We start from the raw sequence: 23441 nt of genomic DNA on the forward strand, positions 1-23441 counted from the left end.
ACTATGAAGTCCCTGAACACCATATTGCTGATCGACGACGACGAAACGACGAATTACCTGAATCATCGCCTGCTCACGCGCCTGGAATTGGCCTCTGATATTCGGGTGGTGACGAACGGTGAGGAAGCATTGAACTACCTCCGCCACGCGTTTGGCGGCAACGAAGACTACCCCTACCCGGACCTTATTTTAGTGGATATCAAAATGTCGGTAATGGATGGTTTTGAGTTTCTGGAGGAATACCAGAACTATCCGAAAGAGCAGAAAGACAAGACCGTGCTGCTCATGCTTACGTCCTCGGCCAGCTTTTACGACCTTGAAAAGCTGAAGCAGTTCCCCGATGTGCGCCAGCATTACTCCAAGCCCCTGACCGAGGCGGATGTGCGCGAGATCGCAAACACGTATTTTTAGCATACAGCTTCCCCATCTGTGCCTGCGGCACCTCTACACGTAGAGGTGCCTTTTTCTTTGCCGCCGGCACCGCTTGTTAACTATAGCCATGGCAATGCCGTAAATATAAGCCCACCCTTCGGTGGAATCTAAATTGTATTGACACCAAAATTAAAACAAGCTATGGCAAACAACGAAATAAACTCCAACAGTGAGAACCATGACATAGGCCGCAGCCTTTACCAAAAGGATCAGCAGCACAACCGAAACAGCAACAGCCGCGGCGGCTATGCCAACGACCATGACCGGCGCTGGAGCGAGGGCAACTTTTTCCATACCGGCCCCAGCCCACGTGGCGCACAGGACCGTGATAACGACAACTACAACAGAGGCGGCGCCAGCAACAGCTCCTACAACCAGGGCCAGAACGCGCACCTGAGCGACCATTATGGCAGCCGCTCCGACAGCGCCTATCGCAACGAGCGCGCCTACATAAACCACGGCGACCGCGGCAACAGCCAATACCAGCACGACCAAAGCCACAGCATGCGCAGGCCGCATACTCCCGGCGGTGCGCTGGAGAGAAAAAACAGTGAATACGAAAATGAGCCTTGGCGCGAAGGCCCCTTTACCGGAAGCCGCTACAAGGAGGATGACTCCCGCTATGGCAGTGGCTCGCACAACTGGTACAGGGAAAACCGCTACACGCACGATGATGACGACGACAACCGTCGCTACGGCAACCGCCAGCAGCACGACGAGCGGGGCTTTATGGACCGGGTGAAGGATACCTGGAACGACATCTGGCATTCTGATGACAGAGACTACCATTCCCGCAACCGCAATGCATCGTACAACAACGACAGCAACCGGAGAGATTACGAGTCGTACCGCAACCGCAACTTCGACAGAGGCTTGGAGGGCGGACCGCGCTGGGCCGACGAGAGCGACTCCGGCCATGACAATCAATATGATAACATAAACAGAAACCAGCGTTATCGTCGCTAAATCATTCTGTTTTACAAGCCGTACAAAGACTAGTATTACTTACAAAAAGCAAAGTTGGCTCCTGGCCGGCTTTGCTTTTTTTTGCTTTTCTGACTATCTTAGGGATCAACCTCTTGATAATCACAGCGTACACCTAACATACCAGCGCCTGTCAGGAGATACAAGAACCATTTAAAGAACACACTATGCAGCACGAGCAGCACGAACAGCACGACCATGACCCACGGCACCGGGACCACCGGGAGCAGCAGCGCCATCGCCGCGAGCACCAGCAGCACCACAATCGCCAACAGCACCGGGATGATAATTTCAACGACTCAGGCAGCCGCTGGGGAGAGCCCACCACGCCACTGAACCTGCACCAGCAGAACGACTGGCAGCCACGCGATATAGGCCGCTTTGAGCGCGAAGGCAAATATCACCACGAGGAGTGGCGTCCGAATGAGCCGCAGCACCGCAACCAGTATCGCCCGCACCACCACAAGCAACCGCTGTGGCGCCAACGCGACGTACACTTCGACCCAAGCAACCAGCGCGTGGAAGACCGCTGGGCAGAAGACCCAACCATGCCACACCCGCGCCAACGTCCACCGCGCCACTACGATGGCTTCTGGCAAGACTATGAAGACTAAACCATACCGCTTGCAGGTATGCATTTCTAATAAAAGCCGGCTATTCCGGCTTTCGTTTTTTCCGGCCGGTTATACGTTACACCCAATTCTCACAAATGCATTGGCTTCAACCCCAGCTTTACAGCCACTGCTCCTGCTGCGTGGCCTCATAGCGACCAGTTATGTTTTTAGCAGCACTATACTTCCGGCTATACTTTGTAATTTTGCATAGATGGAGGCATTGGAGAGTTTACTGGAGCAGGTGCGCGCCTGCCGCTTGTGCGAAGAGCACTTGCCACTGGGGCCGCGCCCGGTGCTGGCAGCCAGCCCCAGCGCCAGACTGCTGATTGTGGGGCAGGCACCCGGCACCAAAGTGCACGCCAGCGGCATTCCCTGGAACGACCAGAGCGGCAAACGCCTGCGGCACTGGCTAGGCCTGGAGCCGGAAGTCTTTTACGATGCCAGCAAAGTGGCCATCATACCCATCGGCTTCTGCTACCCCGGCAAGGGCAAAAGCGGCGACCTGCCGCCCCGCCGTGAGTGTACGCAGCACTGGCACCAGCGGCTGCTTGCGCAGTTACCCAACATCCAACTCACCCTGCTCATCGGCAAGTATGCGCAGGATTACTTTCTGGGAAATCAGGCAAAAGCCACGCTGACCGAAACCGTGACCAATTGGCACCAGTACCTGCCGCAGTACATGCCTATGCCGCACCCCTCGCCCCTGAACCAGTTCTGGCTCCGCCGCCACCCTTGGTTTGAAGCGGATGCGGTGCCTTATGTCCGGCAGCTGGTACAGCAAATACTTTAGAAAAACAGCTATATTCGTTTTCCGTTGCTAGCTAAACGCCTTAAGCCACTTCAACTGAAATGATCAACTACCCCAACAGCAAGCTGCCCGATATCGGTACCAGTATTTTCACCGTGATGACCTCGCTGGCAAACGAGCACAAGGCCATTAATTTGTCTCAGGGCTTCCCGGATTTCAACTGCCCGGAGCCGCTCATGCAGTTGGTGAGCAAGTATATGCACGAAGGCTTTAACCAGTATGCGCCCATGGCCGGTATGCCGCAGCTGCGCCAGAAGATCAGTCAGAAAACGGAGAGGCTATACGGCTACCGCCCCGACGCTGACACAGAGGTAACGGTAACCAGTGGTGCCACAGAGGCCTTGAATGCCGCCATTACGGCCGTGGTGAAACCAAATGACGAGGTTATACTGCTGGAACCCTGCTACGACAGCTACGCGCCTGTTATCCGGCTTAATGGTGGTTCGCCTATCTATGTCCCGCTGGCCCTGCCCGACTTTTCGGTGGATTGGGACCAGGTGAAACGCCGCATCTCTTCCCGCACGCGCCTGATCATCATCAACACGCCGCACAACCCAACCGGTGCCGTGATAACGAAGCAGGATATGGACACGCTGGCAAACCTGCTGGACGGCACCGACATACTGGTATTGAGTGATGAGGTGTATGAGCACATGGTGTTTGACGGGCAGCAGCATTACAGTGTACTGCAGCACCCGCAGCTCAGGGAGCGCAGCTTTGTGGTTTCCTCTTTCGGGAAAACCTATCACACCACCGGCTGGAAAATAGGCTATGCCGTGGCGCCCGCATTACTTACGAGCGAGCTTCGCAAGATGCACCAGTTTATCACCTTCTGCTCACCCACGCCGCTGCAACTGGCCATTGCCGATTTTATGGATGAGGCGTCGCATTACTTGGAGCTGCAGGACTTCTACCAGACCAAGCGTGATTTTTTTGCAGCCCAACTCAGGAACACCCGCTTTGAATTTACCCCATCGGCAGGCACCTATTTCCAGTTGGTGAAGTATGATGCCATCACATCGGAATTTGACCAGGATTTCGCTAGGCGATTGACCACCGATACAGGTGTAGCCGCTATACCTGTTTCTGCCTTCTACCACGATAAAACCGACAATAAATTCCTGCGCCTCTGCTTTGCCAAGAGCGAGGAAACTCTGCGGGCAGCCGGGGAGAGGTTGGCGCAAGTATAGCTAGCCGTTGCTATTAGCTATGTAATAACTGCTTGAAGCAGCCAGCTTAGAAATCACTTATAATTCATCATTCCTTATTCAGAATTTCCAGAGCTATGAACTTACGCGTAACCATTGTACAAACTGAACTGCACTGGCAGGACGCTGACGCAAACCGGCAAATGTTCACCACCAAACTGGCCGAAGCCGCTCCTAAAACAGACCTGATCGTGCTGCCTGAAATGTTCACCACCGGCTTCAGCATGCAGCCCGAGGGTCTTGCGGAGGAAGCCGACAGCACAACGCTGGCGTGGATGCAACAGGAGGCGAAAAAACATGCGGCGGTGGTTACTGGAAGTGTAATGGTGCGGGAGGGGAAGCAGTATTTCAACCGCCTGTACTGGGTGCGCCCGGATGGCACCTACGCGACCTACAACAAAAAGCACTTGTTCCGGATGGCAAAGGAACACCATACCTATGCGCCGGGCAGGGAGCGGCTGCTGGTGGAGCTGAACGGCTGGAAAATCTGTCCGCTGGTGTGCTACGATCTACGCTTCCCGGTGTGGAGCCGAAATGTGAACAACGGGTATGATCTGCTGCTGTACGTGGCCAATTGGCCGAAGGTGCGCAACCAGGCCTGGCGTACTCTCTTACAGGCACGCGCCATCGAGAATCTGTCCTACGTGATCGGTGTGAACCGCGTAGGCACCGATGGCAACAACCATCCCTACGCCGGGGACTCAGCCATCATCCATCCCAAAGGTTTTCACCTGCTGGAGACGGCCGAGGTAGAAGGAATTCACACCTTAACGTTAAGTAAAAAAGAGCTGGAGGATTTCAGAGAGGTTTTTCCGGCACATCTGGATGCAGATGCGTTTAGCTTGAACGGGTGAGCCCCTCACCCCAACCCTCTCCCCAAGGGGCGGGGGGATTCTGTTGCTGGTTTTGCCGAAGTATAGGCGCTGCTGTTTTGGCTATTTAGATGAACCCACCCCTGCCCCTCCGAAGAGGGGAATTTACAACATTGCTTATACTAAAGTATAGGCAATGTAGCCGGCGGTATTCCGCGGGCAGGTCGCGACCTGTCCGCTTTACCCCTCCCCAGCCCTCCCCTAAAAACAGGGGAGGGAGCTCTGTCCCAGCTCCTTCAGCAGTGGCTATCTGAACCGCTTCCAGTCCTTGGGTTGAGCGCCTTGTAATTGATGCGGTGCCCGCAAGGGCAGCCTGCAGCGTAGCGGTGGCAGCTTCAATTGCACAGCGCGATGCCCAAGGACGGGGCCCCGCGGCCGTGAGCGCTCCAAAGTAAGATGTGCAACAGTTGGTATTTGGGAGCTGTAGGATGAGCGGCAGCTAGTAAGGATAGCTCGGTTGGAGATGCGAAAGCAGTGGCTAATCAACTATAGCCACTGCAAGTATTGCCGATGCCAAGCAAGTATGGTTTTTACAAGCCAGTCGAGTTACAAACTCAACATCATTATAGGACACAAATCTAAAGGCTTGCGCCAGCCAAGGGCCAGCGAGGGTATCAACTATTCAAAATAGCCTTTTACCTCCTCCACTACCTCCCCCTCCTCCACTACCTGAAACACCACATGCGGGCGGGCGGCGAAGATGCGTTGCAGGCGGGCGTGCTGCCCCAGCAACAGGACCAGCCGCTGTGTTCCTCCCTGAAACAGCTCCTCCAGCAGCGGCATCGCACCCGTTAGATCTACCGTCGTTTCATCGGCTTTTATACTTACCACAGCTCGTTCCGACTCCCGAAGCAGGCGCAGGGCGTAGTGCTGCAAAAGCTCATCCGATTGCGCGTCCAGGTCAAGTATGGCTAGCTCGGGGAATGTCTGCCGCACTTGGTCTACGAGGGGCTGCGCGTAAGCTTTTTCCGTTGTAAGGTTCAGGTACAGGAAAGCCTGCATCAGTACAAAATGATTTTCCGGGATTTCTGCTTGCCGCTTTCAGAAACAGCACGAACAACGTACATGCCCGCCTGCAGTTGCTGTAGCATGGGGCTGTGCGTGCGGCTATACGTACCCTGGCTTCGGTAGACCAGTTTGCCTACCATGTCAAACATCTCCAGTTGCACCGGCTCTGAGGCTCCAACGCGCAGTGGACCGCTATTCTGACTGCGGTCGTGTGGGTTTGGGTAAATGGTCAGCACCAGTTCTTCTCCCGCCTCAGGGGCTGCCTGGTGGCCCGCCGTTTGCTGCAGCAAGTATAAACCGCCGCCCTGCGTACCAAGTATGGCATAAGGTTTATTCTCTCCACCCAAAGGAGCCACCGCTATACTTAGGCCACGCCCCAGTCGTGTAGGTTGCGACTGCTGCGTCAATTCATTCTCCAACACCTCTGCTTCGGCGGTGAAAGTGCCGTTCATACTTTCTTTGATGTTTCGGAAAATGCGCATCTCCCCGCTTTCGTCCACCGTCAGCAGATCCAGCGTGCCATTGCCATCGATATCATACATCGCGGGGGACAAACTGCGCCGCGACACAGCATCTTCCAAGCCTTGGAAGCTGGTATTATTCTCCAAAGTATAAACGGGTGATGTAACCGACCCTGTGTTCCGGTAAAACGCCAGACCGCCCCCGCCTTTACCAAGCAGTATATCCTGGTCACCGTCTTCATCCAGGTCGGCGAAGGCCGGGCTGTCGCCGTCGGCCACACGCAGCAGCACCTGCAGGTAAGCCAGATCGTAGGCCGCAGGCTGGCCGCTCTTGGCGAGGTTCTGCAGCAGCATGATGCGGGTGGAGCCCTGCTGCAGTCCTTTGAACGTTAGGATGAGGTCTGTGGCACCGTCGCCATTTATGTCAGTGAAGGCGGGCTTGATGTGGAAGGCCTGCTTGCTGTGCAGCGCCAGGTAATCGTGCGTCACCAGTTCAAAGGCTGGCGCGGTGGCCGTACCGGTGTTCCTGTAATGGCTGATGGCACCGCCGTATGTATTGCTGCGGAAAACGCCCTGATTGCCCACCAGCATATCCAGGTCGCCGTCGCCGTCAAGATCGGCAAAGGCAGGATAGGCTCCCTCACCTACATCTATCATCTGCGCCTGCAAAAAATCCTCCTGCGTAAATGTGAAATCAGGATTGTTTTTCGCACCCTGGTTGCGGTAGAGCCACACTGAATGCTGGAAATCCATGTTCCAGGTATCATGGTCTACCTGTGGCGCCACCAGCAGATCAGGCACGCCATCGAAAGTCACATCCTCATAAAAAGCAGCGGGGTAGAGGTTGAAATTTGCCGGTTTGATGGCCGGAAACCGGGCATCATAGCCTGTCATAAGCGCGTCGGAGGCGGTTCCCACATTTTCCATCAGCACCAGGTCGTTACACTGCATCCCACCCAGCACCAGGTCCTGGTCGCCATCGGCATCCTGATCGAGCAGCAGGATAGAAGAGCCCTCGTGGCCGGAGTGCGTAGGCTTGGCTATACTTTCCCCTTCGCGCGTGTCGCAGTATTCGCCATACTTGAAGTTGCTGCAGCCATTGCATTCGGTAATGCCGCCCCACCAGTCTGACTGCTGCACAAAAGACAGCGTGCCGCAGTCCAGCCCCTGCTCAACCTGCACGTTGCGGTACAGCTCCAGGTAATTCCCCTGCGAGAACTCCGTCAGCAGCACGTCCAGGTCACCGTCGCCGTCAACATCTGAAATGGCAGGCACATCGGCACTGCCCATCTGCATGTTTATGTCACGAGCATTGTAGCGCAGGCCGTCGGTGGTCAGGGTAAACTGTAGCTGCCCCTGCGCCGCCTGCTCCTGGCGGAACACGCGGATGCCGAGCGGCGAACTGGTGAAAATATCCTGCAGCCCATCGCAGTTGTAGTCGCGCAGCAGCACCCAGTAATTCAGGTCTTCGGGGAAGAAGGCCTCGTAAGCTGGCGCATACTGGTAGCCCCACTTCCCGTTCTGCTGCACGGCCAGCCAGGTATACACCTTGCGCAGCTGCCTATCGAAAATAAACAGGTCCTGCTGCCCGTCTTTGTTCAGGTCGATAGAGGAGAACTGCGGGGTGTTAAGCCCGCCGCTCCAGGGGTCCGACAGCTGCCCGGAGGGGGTGCTAACCGGTATGTTCTGGCTTAGCTTAAAGCGCAGCGGCTCCTGCGCCTGGGCACTTCCGGAAAAGGTTGCAACAAGTATGAATAGCAGTGTAAAAGTAAGTTTCATAGGGTACTGGGGTTATTCTCTGGTTTAGCACAGCCTTATTTTAAGTGTCCGACACGTGGGAGCGCTGTCGTTTTTGCGTTATAGCGCGTATATTGCCACCTGTTGCGCCTGCTGTTTCTGATAACGAAGGGGGCACAGCAAATGCATACGGACAAGCTAAATTAACGCATTTTATGCAGAATACTATTGAGTTTCTATACCAGAAGTACCAGGAGTGCCAGCACGTAAGCACCGACTCGCGTGCAGCGCAGCACCAAAGCCTGTTTTTCGCCCTGAACGGCCCTAATTTTAAGGGTGCCCAATTTGCTCAGATGGCCCTGGAGAAAGGGGCGAATTATGCCGTGGTCGATGACCCGGCGCTGGCGTCAGACAAGGTGATTGTGGTGGAAGACACGCTGGTAGCACTGCAGGAACTGGCACGCCACCACCGCCGCCAGCTAAGCATCCCTATCATCGGCATTACCGGCTCCAACGGCAAAACCACATCCAAAGAGCTGGTACACGCGGTGCTGAGCCAGAAGTATAACACGCTCTATACGCAAGGCAACCTGAACAACCACATCGGCGTGCCGCTCACACTGCTGCGCATCAAGCCGGAGCACGAGATGGCCATCATCGAAATGGGCGCCAACCACATCGGCGAGATTGCCTTGCTCTGCAGCATCGCGCTGCCGTCGCATGGCTTTATCACCAACATCGGCAAGGCGCACCTGGAGGGCTTCGGTAGTCTGGAGGGTGTGGCCCGGGGCAAAAGCGAACTGTACGTGCACCTGCTGGAGCACGGCGGTACTGTGTTCGTGAATACCCAGAACGAGCACCTGATGCGCATGAGCCGCCGCATCGAAAACAAAGTTACTTACCCTGCCGCCGGAGATTATTACCACAGCGAACTGCTGGAGGCATCGCCTTACGTGGTTTACAAGGATGAGGAAGGAAATATGGTACACACGCAGCTGGTAGGAAGCTACAACTACGAGAACATGGCGGCCGCTGCTTGTATCGGTAAGTTCTTCGGGGTGCCGCTGCAGCAGGCCAACGATGCCATTGCCTCCTACAGCCCGGTAAATAACCGCTCTCAGGTGGTGCAGCAGGGCAGTAATACCCTCATACTGGATGCCTACAACGCCAACCCTACCTCCATGGCTGCCGCCGTGCGCAACTTTGGAAGTATGGCTGCTCCGCGCAAAGTGGTGATACTGGGAGATATGTTTGAGTTGGGAGTGGAGAGCGAGGCAGAGCACCGCGCCCTGGGAGAAACCGTAGCCGAGCAATCTTTCGACACCGTTATACTTTGCGGCAAGGACATGCAGCATGCCGCCTCGGTAAACGAGGACTTCCTATACTTCGAAACGAAGCCCGAGCTGCAAACCTGGCTGCGTAAAAACCCGATAGCCGGAAGTTATGTGCTGATAAAAGGCTCGCGTGGCATGGGGCTGGAGACGCTGACAGAGGTGTTGGCATGATGTAGCTGTTCCGCTGATGTTGCCCGCCTGGCAGCAGAAGGGCTAGGCCTACCGCAGGAAGGCAGGAACTATTGAGTTCCCTGCCTTCCTGTGTTTTAGGGTGCCTGAGTAGCTCCTGCCTGCTGCAGTTCAAAGATGTTACTTTTTACTAAAATTCACTTCCTCTTCATACACAAAAAGACCCATACCAGCAGGATTAGCCGCTTCGGGGGGGGGGGTAAGCATGGCGAAAAGCCATGTTACTTCCGCACCAGAATATTCTTATATCTATATTAAAACATCTTCTCTTTTAGCACAAAATTATTAGCCATGAGAAACAAGCTACTACTACTTACCCTCCTGCTCTGCCTCTGCCAGCTGGCCCAGGCGCAAACAACGGACTCCACTACCGCTTACAGGCACCACATAGGCCTGAACACGCGTGTGGTACTAGACAGGGTCGTGGAGCCTGCCAGCCTCACGCCACTGCAACTCATCTATAAATACCAGCTCTCGCCCCGCTCGGCGTTGCGTGCCACTGTTGAGGGCTTCTATGCCACCTCAGATTCTTCTCAGTCCTACTCCGTCCGCAGAGACGAGGTGACAAACCAAACTTTAGGCGGCAGCCTGGGCTATGAGCGGCAAAAGCTGCTGAACAAAGTTTTTGTGCTTTACTACGGAGCAGATATTTTTTACCGCAGGGAAGAAAAGAGTATTGAGATGTTTAATCGGTTTGTAGATCCAAGCCAAGGCCAAATAGAGGTAGAGGTGCATGTAGAAGATAGATATGTCACAAATGCTTTTGGACTGCGCCCCTTTGTGGGCCTGAGGATCAACGTTAGCAAGCAATTTTATTTGTCAACAGAAACAGCCTTTAGTCTGAGGCGGGAGAGGAGTACACAAGACTATATTGCAGCATTTAGAACTTATTCTAAAGATGGTGCCATTGGAAACCCACAAACAACTACAGACTACACAACTCATAGAACGAATATAGCTTACGTGCCTATTAACGGGATAACCTTGAATTGGCTTTTTTAAACTCGTGTTTCACTTTACCAAACAAACTTATGAAGTATCTTTCTACACTTTTCTTGATTATATGTTTGCCATATTGTATAATGGCTCAGACAAAAATATCCCCTGATGGACTTACTCCTGAATGCCCCGGCAATATTGTAAGTTATTCTGTCTATCCTACGGGCGGCTCTGCCAATGCCAATTATCAGGGCTGTAATTTGGGATAATGCGGCTCAAGCAAATGGTGTGACACCCAAAGGTGAATTAAAAGTAACTATCACTTCATGCAGCAACACAGCAAATAATGGTAGTACTACAACTGGCAAAGTCATCATCAAATCCCTCAACAACGTTAATCCTTCGCAGGTCAAGGTGAACAGCGTGGCTAAAGCAAGCCACTACCTGGACTGGTGCAGCACCGCACCCATCACACTGGCAATCGATAGGCTGCAGGTTCCCAACACTCCTAGCCAGTCTGCGCCATACTACCCACACACGCTTTACGCTGATTTGTACGAGTGGACGCTGCCTAACGGATGGCGCACCAGCGATAACAAAACGGGGACTTTCATAACGTCGGCATATTCTATCTCGGTTATACCTGCGGCAGGATCAGGAGGCCAGGTAAAAGTGAGAGGATACAACTACGAGTGTAGTCTATACAGTTCTCCGAGAGTAGACTTCTACAGCAATTACAGCACGCTTACCATTGACCGCGAGCCACAGCTTGCCGCGGCCCAAGGCCTGGCAGAAGTATACTGTGGGGATCGAACACCGATAACCTATACTGTTGCAAGTTTGCCGGGTGCTACCTATTCCTGGTCGCTACCCCAGGGCTGGTCAGGTTCGTCAAATTCAACTACTATAACCGTAACGCCAAGTGGCAGCGGCGGCGGCAACATTGTAGCTACAGCTACTTTTACTTGCACAAACCCGGTTAAAACAATTTCCTCCACGGCCAAGGTGGTGGCCTTTAACCCCAATGTAAAACCGGTGGCGTTTACCGCAGCGCCAGCTTATGTTTGCCCCGGCGGCACAATTTTTTCGGCTAGTTCGCCCGGAGCTACCTCCTATACTTGGTCCACCACCGGTGGCATGCGCATAAATGGCCAGCCCTCACCCGTAACTACCTCCTCCTCTTCAGCCACTATCAGCCTTTCCGGCCAATACATTCAGGGCAATGCGCAGGTTACGGTAGTGGCCAACAATGGCAGCTGTGGCAGCTCCACCTCTGCCTCAAAATCTGTTTGGATGAACGTGCCAGCACAACCTCAGCCAAATGTTTACGGCAACCCTGCTACTATTAATCTGCCTCTAGGCGGCTGGACACAGGTTGTGGCAAATTCGGCGCCCGGATCTGACAACAATTACGATCATGTGTATTGGGAAGTAGCCAATCGCACCGCACCAGGCACTACCGTTACTGGATTGGCAATTTACCAAAAAGAAAGGCGCGTTACTTCCATCGAGGCGCTGGAGCCAGGTTATTATTACCTAATGGTGCGATCCTGGAATACCTGTGGCTACAGCATGTATTACTACATAGTCGTAAACGTAACAGTAGGCGGTGGCGGCGGTGTATACATGGTGGAGACGTACCCTAACCCTGCTAATGATTTTATAGATATTAAGATAAAGAAGGTAAAGGCAACCAAGGAGGATAAGCAAGAAGACAACATCCGCCTGGTGCTCTTTGATAGCCAAGGGAATATAGTGCAGGAGGCTATTGTTGGGGAAGGCAGCAAAAGGTTAGATGTGCGTAAGCAACCCGAAGGCTTGTATTACCTACACCTCTACCACAGATGGGGCGTTGAGAAAAAGCAAATTCTTATTAAACGCTAAGCCTGCATTTGCAAAGCATAAAGCTGGCGCGGAAGTTTACTTGTAAATCAACCATACCAGCAATTAAATAACAGGAGCCGGGGATTAGCATCCCCGGCTCCTGTTATTTAATTCTATACTTAAAAATTAAAACGGCGAATTGAAATCCTTTAACAGCGGCAGCACCTCGTCTTTAGGGGAAACTAACGGATCCGCAATGCTCCAGTCAATGCCGATGGCAGGATCATTCCACAGCAGGCCTCCTTCCGTGGCAGGCGCGTAGAAGTCGGTGCACTTGTACAGGAAGATGGTATCTTCTTCGAGTGCCACAAAGCCGTGTGCAAACCCTGCCGGAATGTAGAACAGGTTATGCTTATCGGCCTCCAGCAAGCTGGTGACATACTGCCCGTAGGTAGGCGAGTTCTTCCGGAGGTCAACGGCCACATCCAGCGCTTTGCCGCTGGTTACGCGCACCAGTTTGCCCTGCGCATGCGGCGGTTTCTGGAAGTGCAGGCCCCGCAGTACGCCTTTCTTTGAGCACGATTGGTTGTCCTGCACAAACACCGGCGGCTCCCCAAACGGCTCAAACCATTTCATGCTAAAGGTTTCTGTGAAGTAACCCCGCTCATCCTCAAAAATGCGCGGCTGAAATTCAATTACTCCCTCAATGTGGAAAAGCTTGTGGTCCATAGGTTCCTCTATGTTGGCTGAAACTAAAGCAGATAAGATGTGCTGCTATAGCTGAAAAGGCGCAAGTTAGCCATTTTGCCTCAGCATCAGAAAAAATAAAGTAAATTGCATGCATTCTCCCTGCATTCCCGATAATACTACCCTATGCAAGCAATAGTTGCCTTTCTGCACACGCACGTACTCGTGGTAATTCTGTTCCTGATATTGTTCACGTTTAAGACAGTACTGCTCCTGCTTAACAAGCGCGAACTGCTTGCCAGAGCCCGTACATATACCCGGGCGCTGGATACCGTTTTCGGCCTGCTTATACTAGTAACAGGCGGTTACCTGCTGGCCAGTTACCAGGGCATTCCCACGTGGCTGATCATCAAGATTGTGCTGGTGCTGGTGGCCATTCCGTTGGGCATCATTGGCATTAAGCGGGAGAACAAACTGCTTGCCCTTGCCTCGCTGCTGCTCTTCCTGTATGTGTATGGCATGGCCGAGACAAAAAGCCTGACGATGCAGCAACCGGGGCCGGTACAGAACGCCACCACTAAAACCAAGCCCGTTGAAATGGAGGCGGCTGAAACGGATGATACAGAAAACAACGAACCCGCTGGGCCGCAGCAGGAGATCATCGCTTCGATGGGTGAGGCACAGTTGGCCAACGGCAAAGCCATCTATACGCAGCTGTGCGAAACCTGCCACGGAGCCGACGGGGCCAAGGGGCTGGGCGGCGCAGCTAATTTACAGGTAAGTGATCTCAGCCTAAACGACCGCATAAACGTAATCGCTAATGGCCGGGGATTAATGCCTGGCTTCAGTGCCCAGCTCTCCGATGAAGAGGTGGCGGCGCTGGCCGCTTATACCATGACGCTTAAAAACTAATGAATGGCTAAACAACAATTTTACGATACATCTAAGCCGCAGGAGACGGCCGTACTAGTGGCCGTACCAGGCTACAAGCAGACAGAAGAACAAACGCAGGAGTATCTGGATGAACTTGCCTTTCTGGCAGAGACCGCCGGTGCACAAACCCTGCAACGTTTCACGCAAAAACTCGACAAGCCCGACGTGCGCACCTTTGTGGGCAGCGGCAAACTCGACGAGATCAACGCCTATGTAAAGGAGAATAGCGTGGACATGGTGATCTTTGACGACGACCTAAGCCCTTCGCAGGTGCGGAACATTGAGCGCGAGCTGCAGGTAAAGATTGTGGACCGCAGCCTGCTTATACTTGATATTTTTGCCCTGCGTGCCAAAACAGCCCAGGCGCACGCCCAGGTAGAGATGGCGCAGTACCAGTACCTGCTGCCGCGCCTTACCAACCTCTGGACGCACTTGTCCAAACAGAAGGGTGGTATCGGCATGAAGGGCCCCGGTGAAACAGAGATCGAGACCGACCGCCGTATTGTGCGCGACAAGATTGCCTTGCTGCGCGAGCGCCTGAAGAAATTCGAGAAGCAGAACTTTGAGCAGCGCAAAGCCCGTGCTGGCATTGTGCGTGTGGCGCTGGTGGGGTATACCAACGTCGGCAAATCGACGCTCATGAACCTGCTCTCCAAATCTGAGGTGTTTGCAGAGAACAAGCTGTTCGCCACCGTAGATGCCACCGTGCGCAAAGTGGTGCTCGACAACGTGCCCTTCCTGCTTTCCGACACAGTAGGGTTTATCCGCAAGCTGCCCACCAAGCTGATTGAGGCCTTCAAATCTACGCTAGATGAGATACGCGAGGCGGATATGCTGGTGCATGTGGTGGACATTTCGCACGAGTCGTTTGAGGACCAGATAGCGGTGGTGAACGAGACGCTGAAGGACATCAACTCGGCTGAGAAGCCGGTGCTGCTCGTGTTCAACAAGATAGATGAGTACCTGAAGCAGCGCCAGCAGGAGCTGCAGGAGGAGAACAGCGAGGCGCGCCCTTCCATCGAAGACCTGAAGGCCACTTATATGGCCAAAGAGCACGCGCCTGCCATGTTCATTTCAGCCACTGATAAACTGAATATTGATGCCCTGCGCGAGGAACTGCAACGGCGCGTAGCCGAGCTGCACTACCAGCGCTACCCGAACAATGTATAGTTAAAATCGCCCGCATACTTGGCGCGGCATCACCCAAACGGCCACGGTGTATTAGGTACGCAGTGGCCGTCTTGTTTTACAGCCACTGCCTTCTCCCGGGCGTATACTTAAAGCCGCGTCACAACCATTTACTTAAAGTTGCAGTAACTAGCAATGCCCTGTCTATAGTCTGTTTACAGCTACAGATGGTTTGCATAACAGAAAACATATGAAAACGCTATATATCCTTAGGCATGCCAAGTCGAGCTGGGAGTTTGAAGGTCTGAGCGACCACGACCGCCCGCTGAACAAGCGCGGCCGCAACGACGCCCCGCTGATGGGACAGGAACTGGCGGCACAGGGCGTGAAGCCGGAACTGATTATATCAAGCCCTGCCGTGCGGGCGCTTAGCACCGCCACGCTGGCAGGCAAGGAGATGGATTTTGATGCTGACGACATCGTGGTGGATACCCGCGTGTACGGCGCTGATAAGAACGACCTGTTGGAGGTGGTGCAGAGCGCCCCAGCTGAGGTAAAGCACCTGATGCTGGTGGGGCACAACGAGGCCCTCTCCGACTTTGCCAACATGCTATCGCCGGAGCCGGTGGCTAGCCTACCTACCGCCGGTGCCGTAGGAATTCGCTTTAACTGCGAGAGCTGGTACGACATCTCCAAAAAGAACGCTGAGCTGCTGTTCTACGATTTCCCGAAGAACTATAAGTAGCCTCTCCTGCACACTGCCACGGCTGCCGTAGCATACATTAAAACAACATGGAAAAAGAGAAAGACAAGGAGCCCAAGGCCCCGGCTGAGTATACGTTTATCAACCGTGAGCTGAGCTGGCTAGCCTTTAATTACAGAGTACTGCAGGAGGCGAAAGACAAAACGGTGCCCCTGCTCGAGCGCATCAAGTTCATGGCCATTTTCTCATCTAACCTGGATGAGTACTTCAAGGTACGGGTGGCCACCCTCAAGCGCCTGATCAACCTAAAGAAGAAAACGCGCAAGAAGCTGAACGATGACCCGACCGACACGCTGGACCAGGTACTGAAAGAGGTGCACCGCCAGCAGGAGGAGTTCGGGGAGGTTTTCCGGGAAGGTATACTAGCCGACCTGCGCGAGCATGACATACACCTGCTCACAGAGAACGACCTGAACAAGGAACAGGAGGAGTGGGTGCAGGACTACTTCCGCGAGACACTGGAGCCGCTGCTACTGCCCATTATACTTGATGAAACCGACACGCACCTCTTTCTGCAGGACCAGATGGTATACATTGGGGTGAAGATGTGGGACCCCACCGAGGACAACTGCAAAGCAGTGCGCTTTGCCATGCTGGAGGTACCCACCAAAAAGCACGGCGGCCGTTTCGTAAAACTTCCCACAGTAGACGGGCAACGCCATGTGATGTTCATCGATGATGTAATTCGCTTTTGCCTGCCGCTTATGTTCCCCAACTACAAATCCTTTGTGGCGCACGCCGCAAAGGTTTCGCGCGATGCCGAGCTGGACATTGAGGAAGAAGTATCGGGCAGCCTGATGGCGAAGATTCAGAGCAGCCTGAAAAAGCGTGAGACCGGTTATCCGGCGCGCCTGCTTTACGACCCGGAAACACCGCAGGAACTGCTGGATATGCTCAAGGCACACACTGGCATTACGGATGATGAGTTGGTGGAAGGCAGCAAGTACCACAACTTCCGGGACTTTTTCGGATTTCCGGACTTTAACCTACCCGACCTGAAGTATACGCCGCAGCCTGTACTCCTGCACCCGCAACTGGAACAGGAGCCAAGCTTGCTTGCCGCCATGCAAGGAAAGGACTACCTGGTGCATTACCCGTACCAGTCGTTCGATTATGTGCTGCGCCTGTTTGAGGAAGCGGCCAACGACCCGAAAGTCACCGCCATCAGCGCCACGCTGTACCGTGTGGCTGCCAAATCGAAAGTGGCGAAGGCGCTGGCGAAGGCCGCTAAAAACGGAAAGCTGGTAACAGTGGTTGTGGAGCTTCGGGCCCGTTTTGACGAGGAGTCAAACATCTACTGGGCCGGTAAACTGCAGAAAGCAGGGGCTAACGTAATCTTCGGTGTGCCTGACCTGAAAGTACACTCCAAACTGGGCCTCATCACCCGAAACGAGAAAGGCAGGCTGGTGAACTATGCCTACCTAAGCACCGGCAACTACAACGAAGATACGTCCACCATTTACGCCGATCATGCGCTTTTCACGTCTGACAAGCGCCTGACCAAAGACGTGGAGCAGGTGTTTAACTTCTTTATTGACCGCCAACCTGACAAGAAGTTTGGCCATTTGCTGATGGCCCCGCTAAACATGCGCCAGGGCTTTACCAAGCTGGTGGACCAGGAGATAAAGAACGCTAAGAAGGGCCTGCCGGCAAGTATGATTCTGAAGATGAATGCGCTGCAGGATGAGCGGATGATCAAAAAGCTTTACGCTGCCAGCCAGGCAGGGGTGAAAATTCAGCTGCTGGTGCGGGGCATTTGCTGCCTGGTGCCCGGTGTGGAGGGAATGAGTGAGAACATACAGGTGCGCAGCATCGTGGACCGCTACCTGGAGCATGCCCGGGTGTACATCTTCCATAACAATGGCGACGAGCAGCTATACATTGCCTCCGCCGACTGGATGACCCGCAACCTGAACCGCCGTGTGGAAGTGGCTTTCCCCATCTACCAGCCAGACCTGGCAGCGGAGATTCGCCACATCATAGAACTGCAGCTCTCCGACGACACCAAGACGCGCAGCGTAGACAACGACTACATTAAGCCGCCTTCACCTACGCACGTGCGCTCGCAGTATGCCACCTACGAGTACCTAAGCCAAATGGCGCAGGCAGACGTGGCACCGAAGGCAGACACGGCAGCGAAAGCAGAAACAACGTCCAAGGCAGGTGCGGTGGCAAAGAAAGAGAAAAAGAAATAACTACATCAGTATAAGATAAAAGCCAGGAGCAGCTAACATATAGCTGCTCCTGGCTTTTATGATTGCTGCTTGTGGTTTGACTTTTATACTTAGTCGACCCACTTGCGCGGCGGCACCAGGTATATTTCTGCTCTTATGTAGCCTGCACCGGCAAGATCATTATCGATCAGTTCATCTGTATCACCTGGCTCAGCAAAGACCCGGTTCCTGTAGTATTGCCGGAAGCCTCCCTCCACGGCAAACCATAGAAAGTCATGGATCTCGCGCTCCATACGTAGGAGCCCCTTTATGTCAGTACGCCGTAACTCTATTTCGCCAAACTGTTTAAGATCCGTTTGATCAGCGAAAATATCGTAGCTGCTACCGTCCAGTTTCCACCCTACATAAAACAGCGTTTTCTCGTTTGCGTTATAGCGTAACCTAGTGTTTGCCGGGAAGATGGACTCCACGCCCCATTTTGGATTGAACGTGCGATTGTACAGGATGCCGGGAAGGATTCTTTGCCTGCCAAAAACCCAGCCGTACTGCACGCCAACACCAATTGAGTAATATGGGGATAAAGACCAACCGTAAGCCAGGTCGACGGTTCCTTTAAAGTAGTTCGAAATATCCTTGTCGATGCGGGTATAGTCGCCGTTAAGCTCACCCTTTACACGCATCAGGTAAAAGTTCCGCTCGTTTAAGGCGTGCAGGTAAGCCAGTTGCAGCCCAATACTATGCAAATTTTTATCCTCCAGGTATCGGTATAGGCCATAGGATGAATCCGAAAGCCCTTCAAAATTAAACTCTTCCAGATCATAGCTCAAGCCAATCAGGAGCTTTGTCTGCGGTCTGTTTATTAGCGGTGCTCCAATTTGTGCAGCAAACTTATTATGACGCCTAATACGCCCCTGCCCATTGCCTAACCTTTGGTCATCCGACTCCGACTCTATGTCGAAGTTGGGCAGGCGCTCATAACTGATCACTACCCCACGAGGTTTGCCCATACCCTCCACACCTGGACCGGCAAACTGGGTTACTTCCTCCAGTAATTCTGTTTCCGCATCCTGTGCCCATGCATCTGTAGCAAGAGAAAGCAAAGCAAACCCTGACAACAGTAGTATAATTGTCTTCATAGTTTTTATTATCGATTGGTGCTTCGGTGAAAGCGGCGCGCCACATTCTAGCAGCACCGTTTGTTATACTTTCAAAACTGCTTTAGGTTAAAAAAAGAAGCCAAAGTTGAGCATCACGTACTCCTCTTCCTCGCCTGCCGTGTAACTTAGCGAAAGCACAGTGCGGTTCAGGAAATCGAGCCACACGCCACCGCCATACCCCATGTGCAGGCTGCGGAAGAAAGCTGCCTTCGGCTCATCATCCACATATACCCGCCCGGCATCCACCAGGCCAAGCACGCCGAACTTGCCCGGCACCAGGAACAGATTGAAGTCGAGGAGCTGCAGGCGTGCCTCGCCGTTGGCGTATACGCTGCCGCGGCCCGCAAAGCGCGTGCGCCGGTAGCCCCGCAGGTTCTCAGTGCCTCCCAGGGTGCTTGCCTGGTAAAACCGGTAATCCCCGAAGTTGCGCGACACACCTACTCTGCCCGCCCAGGTTACCTGAAACGGGAAGTAGGGGCTCAGGTAAAACCGGAAATCAGAGCTGATATTGGTATAGCTTAACCGTTCGCCGCCTATCTGCTGGTTAAAACTAAGGGTGTTGGTCCAGCGCATACCAATACGAGGATTCGCCTCGGTGCTGCCTCCGCCAAGTACGTTCAGGTCGGTAAAGGCTTTGATACCGGCATAGTGGAGCGCCTCGAAGGTTCCCGTTTCAGGTGCGTAGGTGCCTTCCTGCAGGCGGCCTGCTCTCCCTTCCTGCAGCAGGAACGTCTCCTGCTCCGGTGTTTTCACCTGGAACTTGTCGTAGGTTGGGCCAATGCCCATCTTCAGGAAGCGGAACGGCTGCTTGTAAAGGGCAGCGCCCAATGACAGCCGCTCGTAGCGTACCCGGTAAAAGTCTTCGTCCAGGTCAGATGCCGGCGCGGTGTTGTTGCCAAGGCCGTAGAAGTTGCGCTGAAACTGAGGTGCCTGCAGGTGCGCGTCCAACGCCAGGTGCCACTCTCCTACCGCATCGCGCAGATCGCCTTTGTAACGCACATCAAACGAATTGGTCAGGAAGGCATGCTTAGCCTCCAGCAGGTGCTCTGCCGCGTACGGCTGCTTCCGGAAGCCGTAGGTGCGCACTACCAAGCCAGCGCCCAGCAATAACCCGTCATCTACGTTATAGGCCGCCGAAAACCGAGGGCCAACATACGTAGGCTGATAGTTGCTGCGGTCGTAGAGGTTTACCTCGTCGTCAGGAGCGGTTTCTACCTTGGTCTCGCTGCCGAAGTTAAACACGTTGCCCTCCTTTGTATCATACACAATAGTATGGTCTTTCAGGCCGCTCACATGCGAGGTGTCTATGATCTCGTCTTCGTCGCCGCCGGCAATAATGCGCACGACAATACTTTTATCCACCTGCCCCGACACAATGAACTCATCCTGCCCATCCATGCCGTAAAAGCGTACTTCCTTGGTTTCGTCGGTGTAGAAGGTGCGGTTGTACAGGGGCTCCAGTATTTCTCCCTCCTTGGATATCTTGTACCCTGTTACCTCCAACTCTTTGTTGTTGATACGCTTAATCTCAAACCGCTCGTGCTTGTCGCTGCCGGTAATATCCACGTACTGCACCAGGAAATCGTAGTACTCAGCGGCTGCCTGAGGCAGCTTGTCGCGCCTGGATTTCAGCTTGGCCACGATCTCGTCGGCGGATTGTGCCCGGATTGGTTCCGGCCACCTTTGCACCGCCTGCTGTATCACCTCATCGGTCACGTTTAGTTTGATGTCCTCTGCAATCCGGAGCCACTCCTGCCGGGTAATTTTAGAGGTAAAGGCCCGGTCCAGCGTCAGCCCGTTTAAGTTCAGCCCGATCACATCCCGGTATTCATACCCGAAGTTGCGCACGTTCCGGATGCCCCACCTGCGCGTAGCCAGCCAGGGAAGCACTCCCTCTGCTTTGAAAAATGCCTGGTCGCGGTCTTCCGGCACGGGGATGTATAGCTTTCCTTTGCCCGGCTTGTCTTCCTCTACCCAGCGCCACTGCCCTTCGTGCCGGTCCCAGTCGCCAATGAGCATGTCAAAGAGGCGCGCGCGCACATACTCAGGCTGATCCACCTCATTGTCGTTGTCCTCCTCCATTTCCTCGAGCAGTTTATCGGTACCCACCAGGTTCTCGGCGTTGCCGAGACTGGCAATCTCTTCGTGGTTCTCGTCCGGGTCCTCCTCCAGAATAGCGAGCATGTCGCCAAACTCATCCTGGTACTGCCGCAGGTACGGGGTATTCGGAATGTAAACCAGCTTTGGGTTTGTGTGGAATACGCCTGCGGCATCGGCCAGCGGCGGCACAATGAGCGCACCATACGGGTGCTGTGAAGAAATCTGATCCTGCAGCTGTGTGCGCACGGCCACCTCGCGCAGGAACTTGGGCAGCACCATGGAGGAGCTCTTGTTCACACTGCGCAACGTATATTCCTTGGCTTCCTGCGTGCGCACCTTTAAAGCAGGTGTTTGCTTGCCGCCGCCCTTCTGGTAGGGCCTAAGGCCTCCAAGCTCGTTCTTCAGGTCCAGCAGCGGCACTTCGATGGGTGTTGTCCAAGCTTCGCGGTAATGCTTCCCGACTAAGGTTTCGCGCAGTTTACCGGCTTTATAAGTAGGGTTAGCGGCCAGCGTGATTGTGCTGTCTGCGTAGTTGGTGTCGTCCGTAATCAAGGGCGCTTTGTCAGGGGCCTTTCTGGCGTAGAGTTGCGTTCGAAACGCTATTTCCCCGGTTGTTCCCTTTTCGTCGGTCGGCACCCAGAACTCAGCCCAGGCCTCGCCGTTCTTGTGGTAGTTTACCCGCACATACCCCTTTACTGTCTGCGCATAGGCAGCGCCGCCACCGGGCTTCACGTAATCCACTTTGCAGCCTGAGCCACTTACAATGTGCGGCACCCCGTTAAAGTTAAAGTACTCCAATGCATGCTCGTGCCCCGCCGCGTAGGTGATGTTGTCATACTTGGTGAAGATAGACATTACCCCCTCGATGTACGCCTGGTAGCGTGGGTGCGGAATGTCCTGCAGAATGCCGCCATACTTGCGGGCAAATGGATAAATAGAGCCGATGACGGGCAGCGGCATGTAGATCCAGTCGCGGAGCATGGTGAGCGGGAACAGGTGATCCTTCAAGGTGAAAAATCCGCCGTGTTCGCCGCGCGTTACGAGCGGGTGGTGGCCCACCACCAGTATGTCGCGGCCGCGGTGCTTTTCGATGATGTCTTCCAGCTGCACCAGCAGTTCTTCTTCTGTAGAGGCGCTGCAACTGCTGTTGTCGCCATAAGGCCTGTCGAAAGGGTGCAGCCACCACTCCGAGTCTAGGGCGATGAGGACAAGGTTATCGCTTAGCAGCACCTCATAGGGTCCGGGGCAGCCATCGCCGGGTACGTAGAAGTCGCCTCCTACTACAATGTTTTCGTCGGTGAGGTATTCGTTCACGTACCGCTGCTCGCGCGTTACCGCCTCCAGACCGCCGCGGCCGCTGTGGTTCCAGTCGTGGTTGCCCGGGATCATGTACTTTTCGCCCGCATAACCCTTCAGAATATCGAGCTGGGCATTCAGCCGCTTCTCCGAAATTTCCCGGTCATACTTGCCCACCGGGGGAAGGCCGTTCATGTACACATTATCGCCCAGAAAGATGGTGGCGCTCTGTGCCCCGGCTTCTTCCATTTGCCTGCGCATGAGCAGCATGGAAGGTTCGCCGTTTTCAAGGTCCGGGGCACCCACATCCCCGATCAGGAACACACTGTACAGCACCTCATTTTCCGGGGTTGGTTTTTTCTCGCTCCAGTTCAGGTCTCCGTCGCTGTAGTAGGGCTCTGTGCTGACGCACGCACAGACAAGCGTACAAAGTATAGCCGCCCACGTGAGGCGCACAAACGGCCGCTTTGCAATTAAAAGCTTATGTATCATAGTATCTTTTACTCGATGTACCTGCCACAGCAGTTGTGGCACCTCCCCCTCTATGTACAGCGGCAGACAGCGGGTGCTGCCTGGGCATAAAACAGAGTTGCTGGTGCGCTTGTGTAGGGTAGGACAGCGTTGCCGCCGCACAACCAATGCACCAGGGTGTAGTTCTCGCTTGCTACAGGGGGTACCACCGTGACGGCAGAACTGAAGTTGGTAAACGAGACGCAACTGCTTTAAGTTGTTACCTTCTTTTATACTGCCAGACACCAGCGTAGTTACCCTATCCACTAACAAAATACTGGTT

General features: G+C 54.1%; 18 protein-coding genes. 13 read left to right on the plus strand and 5 right to left on the minus strand.

Translation table 11 applies throughout. The features are described 5' to 3' along the window. The first annotated feature begins 3 nt into the window (after window positions 1-3). The 6 genes from A0W33_RS06910 (at window position 4) to A0W33_RS06935 (ending at window position 4900) form a co-directional block, all read left to right on the plus strand. Window positions 4-411, plus strand: a complete 408-nt coding sequence (locus A0W33_RS06910) for a response regulator (RefSeq protein WP_068837478.1) — start codon at window positions 4-6, stop codon at window positions 409-411. A gap of 162 nt (window positions 412-573) precedes the next feature. Further along, a complete protein-coding gene (locus tag A0W33_RS06915) occupies window positions 574-1398 on the plus strand; it encodes a hypothetical protein (RefSeq protein WP_068837479.1) in 825 nt (274 codons plus the stop codon). A gap of 185 nt (window positions 1399-1583) precedes the next feature. Next, the gene (locus A0W33_RS06920) at window positions 1584-2030 is read left to right on the plus strand and encodes a hypothetical protein (protein ID WP_068837480.1); all 447 of its coding nucleotides are present in this window, start codon (window positions 1584-1586) and stop codon (window positions 2028-2030) included. Window positions 2031-2241: 211 nt separating this feature from the next. After that, complete coding sequence (locus A0W33_RS06925) at window positions 2242-2820, plus strand: uracil-DNA glycosylase family protein (RefSeq protein ID WP_068837481.1); 579 nt, start codon at window positions 2242-2244, stop codon at window positions 2818-2820. A gap of 59 nt (window positions 2821-2879) precedes the next feature. Then, the gene (locus A0W33_RS06930; protein WP_068837482.1) at window positions 2880-4028 is read left to right on the plus strand and encodes a methionine aminotransferase; all 1149 of its coding nucleotides are present in this window, start codon (window positions 2880-2882) and stop codon (window positions 4026-4028) included. Window positions 4029-4123: 95 nt separating this feature from the next. Next, the gene (locus tag A0W33_RS06935) at window positions 4124-4900 is read left to right on the plus strand and encodes an amidohydrolase (RefSeq protein WP_068837483.1); all 777 of its coding nucleotides are present in this window, start codon (window positions 4124-4126) and stop codon (window positions 4898-4900) included. Window positions 4901-5536: 636 nt separating this feature from the next. Here A0W33_RS06935 and A0W33_RS06940 read toward each other — a convergent pair. Both A0W33_RS06940 and A0W33_RS06945 read right to left on the minus strand, forming a co-directional pair. Next, a complete protein-coding gene (locus tag A0W33_RS06940) occupies window positions 5537-5920 on the minus strand; it encodes a hypothetical protein (RefSeq protein ID WP_068837484.1) in 384 nt (127 codons plus the stop codon). Further along, a complete protein-coding gene (locus A0W33_RS06945) occupies window positions 5920-8166 on the minus strand; it encodes a T9SS type A sorting domain-containing protein (protein WP_068837485.1) in 2247 nt (748 codons plus the stop codon). Before A0W33_RS06945 ends, A0W33_RS06940 begins: the two co-directional genes overlap by 1 nt. Before the next feature lie 173 nt (window positions 8167-8339). Here A0W33_RS06945 and A0W33_RS06950 point away from each other — a divergent pair, with 173 nt between their 5' ends. The 3 genes from A0W33_RS06950 (at window position 8340) to A0W33_RS06960 (ending at window position 12470) form a co-directional block, all read left to right on the plus strand. Continuing rightward, complete coding sequence (locus A0W33_RS06950) at window positions 8340-9629, plus strand: UDP-N-acetylmuramoyl-tripeptide--D-alanyl-D-alanine ligase (RefSeq protein WP_068837486.1); 1290 nt, start codon at window positions 8340-8342, stop codon at window positions 9627-9629. Between the two features lie 309 nt (window positions 9630-9938). Further along, entirely contained in the window at window positions 9939-10649 is a 711-nt protein-coding gene (locus A0W33_RS06955; RefSeq protein ID WP_068837487.1) for a hypothetical protein, read from the plus strand. A gap of 360 nt (window positions 10650-11009) precedes the next feature. Beyond that, complete coding sequence (locus A0W33_RS06960; RefSeq protein ID WP_172798096.1) at window positions 11010-12470, plus strand: T9SS type A sorting domain-containing protein; 1461 nt, start codon at window positions 11010-11012, stop codon at window positions 12468-12470. Window positions 12471-12596: 126 nt separating this feature from the next. Here A0W33_RS06960 and rfbC read toward each other — a convergent pair whose 3' ends face one another. After that, on the minus strand, window positions 12597-13139 hold the full coding sequence (gene rfbC / locus A0W33_RS06965) for a dTDP-4-dehydrorhamnose 3,5-epimerase (protein WP_068837489.1): 543 nt from the start codon (window positions 13137-13139) through the stop codon (window positions 12597-12599). Between the two features lie 144 nt (window positions 13140-13283). On the opposite strand from rfbC, the gene A0W33_RS06970 reads away from it, so the two are divergent. From A0W33_RS06970 to ppk1, 4 genes are all read left to right on the plus strand, one after another. After that, entirely contained in the window at window positions 13284-14009 is a 726-nt protein-coding gene (locus A0W33_RS06970) for a SirB2 family protein (protein WP_068837490.1), read from the plus strand. Between the two features lie 3 nt (window positions 14010-14012). Next, window positions 14013-15200: a GTPase HflX gene (hflX, locus tag A0W33_RS06975; RefSeq protein WP_068837491.1), complete on the plus strand. Its 1188-nt coding sequence runs from the start codon at window positions 14013-14015 to the stop codon at window positions 15198-15200. Between the two features lie 208 nt (window positions 15201-15408). Next, a complete protein-coding gene (locus A0W33_RS06980) occupies window positions 15409-15903 on the plus strand; it encodes a SixA phosphatase family protein (protein WP_068837492.1) in 495 nt (164 codons plus the stop codon). A gap of 47 nt (window positions 15904-15950) precedes the next feature. Next, window positions 15951-18116: a polyphosphate kinase 1 gene (ppk1, locus tag A0W33_RS06985; protein ID WP_068837493.1), complete on the plus strand. Its 2166-nt coding sequence runs from the start codon at window positions 15951-15953 to the stop codon at window positions 18114-18116. A gap of 89 nt (window positions 18117-18205) precedes the next feature. On the opposite strand, the gene A0W33_RS06990 is transcribed toward ppk1, so the two are convergent. Together A0W33_RS06990 and A0W33_RS06995 are read right to left on the minus strand one after the other, a co-directional pair. Then, complete coding sequence (locus A0W33_RS06990; RefSeq protein ID WP_074937203.1) at window positions 18206-19231, minus strand: DUF6268 family outer membrane beta-barrel protein; 1026 nt, start codon at window positions 19229-19231, stop codon at window positions 18206-18208. 87 nt (window positions 19232-19318) lie between these two features. After that, window positions 19319-23140 (minus strand): metallophosphoesterase, encoded by a 3822-nt coding sequence (locus tag A0W33_RS06995; RefSeq protein ID WP_068837495.1) that lies wholly within the window; start codon window positions 23138-23140, stop codon window positions 19319-19321. Window positions 23141-23441 lie beyond the last annotated feature (301 nt).

Origin of the sequence: Pontibacter akesuensis (genome assembly GCF_001611675.1) — a bacterium.
Lineage (GTDB): Bacteria > Bacteroidota > Bacteroidia > Cytophagales > Hymenobacteraceae > Pontibacter > Pontibacter akesuensis.